Origin of the sequence: Gemmiger formicilis, assembly GCF_016900095.1 — a bacterium.
Lineage (GTDB): Bacteria > Bacillota > Clostridia > Oscillospirales > Ruminococcaceae > Gemmiger > Gemmiger formicilis_A.
Genome location: NZ_JACJJP010000068.1, coordinates 1 through 2473, shown reverse-complemented (window position 1 = coordinate 2473; position 2473 = coordinate 1). Strand labels below are relative to the sequence as shown.

Genomic DNA, 2473 nt, shown 5'->3' with positions numbered 1-2473 from the left:
CCCCCGTCCCAAGGAACCCGCCGGTCCCATCCAGCCGTTCCCCCAGTGGTCGGCGGTGCTGGAACTCATGGCAGAAAACGATCCGCTGCTGATTTCCTTCCTGCAGGGAACCCGGGCGTATTTCGATGGCCGTCGGGTACTGTTTGAGTGCAGCGATGCTTTCCGGGATTACATCCGCAAGAACAAGGATGTGTCCAAGCAAATCAAGGAACTGATCTACCAGGTCACCCACCAGAGTTACTCCATCGGCCCGTACGAAAAGCCGAAGGAGGATGACTCGGGAAAGCCGGTCGTCTCGGTGGACGACACCATCCGCCAGATGCAGGCCATGGGAGTGGATGTGGAGATTGAAGAAAAGTGATCCCCGGCAGGAATGCCGTCTGCCCTAACCGGCAAAGATAAACAACAAAGGAGAAATTTCCATGAAAGCAAGACTTCCCAAAGGCTACGGCCGCCCCGATCCCCAGGCCATGATGCGCCAGGTCCAGAAGATGCAGGATGAAATCCGCGCCAAGCAGGAGGAACTGGAAGCCCGGGAATACACCGGCACCGCCAGCGGTGAGATGGTCACCGTGACCATGACCGGCAAGCACGAGATCACCGCCGTTAAGATCAAGCCGGAGGCCGTGGACCCGGACGATATCGAAATGCTGGAAGACCTGATCGCCGCTGCCGTCAACAGTGCGGTGGCCGCGGTGGATAAGGATTCGGACGACGAGATGGCCAAGATGACCGGCGGCATGAATATCCCCGGCCTGGGCTGAGAGGTACACCATGCCGCAGAACGCTGAACCGCTGGAAAATCTGATCGACCAGTTTTCCCGCTTTCCCGGCGTGGGGCGCAAGGGAGCCACCCGCATGGCCTACGAGGTCATGAGCATGTCCAACGAGCAGGCCATGGAGCTGGCCAAGGCCATCGAGGCCGCCAAGACCCGCCTGCATCGCTGCCGGCTTTGCCAGGACTATACCTCCGGCGAAGTCTGCCCCATCTGCGCGTCTCCCAAACGGGACCGTTCCATCATCTGTGTGGTGGAAGCCCCCCGGGACATCAAGGCCATCGAGCGCACCCATGAGTACAGGGGACTGTACCATGTGCTTCATGGGCTGATTTCGCCCATGGACGGCATCGGGGCCGACCAGCTGTGCGTCAAGGAACTGCTGGCCCGCCTGGACGACCAGGTCAAGGAGGTCATCATGGCCACCAGCCCCACCGTAGAAGGGGAGGCTACCGCCATGTATCTGGCCAAGCTGATCAAGCCCCTGGGCATCAGGACCACCCGCCTGGCCTACGGCCTGCCGGTGGGCTCCAGCCTGGAGTACGCCGACGAAACCACCCTGTACCGGGCCATGGAAGGCCGGGGCGAGCTGTAATTTCCTTGACAAGGAACACCCTGCCGCAGTATAATTTTCTCCCCGGCGCATAGCTGTACAAAGGAGGTGACGCGCTTGGCACAGGACAAAACTCCCAGAAAGATCATTGCCCAGAACCGCGAAGCGCGGCATGAATACTTTGTGATCGAAGCGCTGGAAACCGGCATCGAGCTGGTGGGCACCGAGGTCAAGAGCCTGCGTGCCGGCGGCGTCAACCTGAAAGACGCCTGGGCCGATATCGATGACGGGGAAATCATCCTGAAGGGGATGCACATCAGTCCCTATGAACAGGGCAGCATCTTCAACCGTGATCCCGTGCGCCCCCGGCGTCTGCTGGCCCACAAGACGGAAATCCGCCGCCTGGCCCAGCAGATCAAGCTGCAGGGCTACACCCTGGTTCCGCTTTCTTTGTATTTCAAGCACGGCCGCGTCAAGGTGGAACTGGGATTGTGCAAAGGCAAGAAACTGTACGACAAACGCGCATCGGCCGCCGCGCGGGATGCCAAGCGTGATATTGACCGCGCGCTGAAGCAGCATTAACATCCGGTCATACAAAGGCTGTATCGCCTTTTCCTTGCGAGCAAACTGTCATCCGCGGTGCCTGGCACCGCTTGTTATGGGGATGCAATGGTTTCGACGGGGGGAGAGGGGCGTGAGCAGCGGGCCGTGGCGGTGCACCACGATAAAAGCGCCAAACAAAATTAACTGACAACAATAACACTGTTGCCGTCGCTGCCTAATTAGGCACGACCGTCCCGCCCGTTTTAGCACCGCACGGGGTCGGGGCGTCGATTAGGTGCTGAACATGCACGGGCCTAAGCTTTGCCGCCCGTCAGGTATTCATGAAGCTACCAAGGCGTAAAGCGCGTGTGTTCGCTCGCGCCGCGGGAAATTCAATAAGCACTCTGCGCCCGGAGATACTCTAACCGCTTTCTTTTCGGACAGGGGTTCGATTCCCCTCATCTCCACCATATGTAACCCGGTCGAACCCCATGGGTTCGACCGGGTTTTTTGCTGGCGCCGAATAGGCATGATAAAATCCCCCAGTTCAACTGGGGGTGGATAAAAAATACTTTAGTGAAGAGAAAGAACCTCCTGTGCT

Annotated in this window: 3 protein-coding genes, 1 other RNA gene and 1 pseudogene; all 5 read left to right on the top strand. The window is 59.0% G+C overall.

Annotated features, from left to right (window positions below):
* A pseudogene (locus H6B15_RS15195) lies at window positions 1–361 on the top strand (DNA polymerase III subunit gamma/tau); the annotation flags it as partial.
* A gap of 61 nt (window positions 362–422) precedes the next feature.
* Entirely contained in the window at window positions 423–764 is a 342-nt protein-coding gene (locus H6B15_RS15190) for a YbaB/EbfC family nucleoid-associated protein (RefSeq protein WP_204648845.1), read from the top strand.
* 10 nt (window positions 765–774) lie between these two features.
* The gene (recR, locus tag H6B15_RS15185) at window positions 775–1371 is read left to right on the top strand and encodes a recombination mediator RecR (RefSeq protein ID WP_204648844.1); all 597 of its coding nucleotides are present in this window, start codon (window positions 775–777) and stop codon (window positions 1369–1371) included.
* Window positions 1372–1446: 75 nt separating this feature from the next.
* Window positions 1447–1911, top strand: coding sequence for an SsrA-binding protein SmpB (smpB, locus tag H6B15_RS15180; protein ID WP_204648843.1), 465 nt, complete (start codon window positions 1447–1449; stop codon window positions 1909–1911).
* A 78-nt stretch (window positions 1912–1989) separates the two neighbouring features.
* Window positions 1990–2342, top strand: a transfer-messenger RNA (tmRNA) gene (gene ssrA, locus H6B15_RS15175).
* Window positions 2343–2473: the final 131 nt, after the last annotated feature.

Bases quoted from the DNA above. Each gene is read 5' to 3' on its own strand.
- recR (WP_204648844.1), top strand. From the start codon at position 775: ATGCCGCAGAACGCTGAACCGCTGGAAAATCTGATCGACCAGTTTTCC.
- H6B15_RS15190 (WP_204648845.1), top strand. From the start codon at position 423: ATGAAAGCAAGACTTCCCAAAGGCTACGGCCGCCCCGATCCCCAGGCC.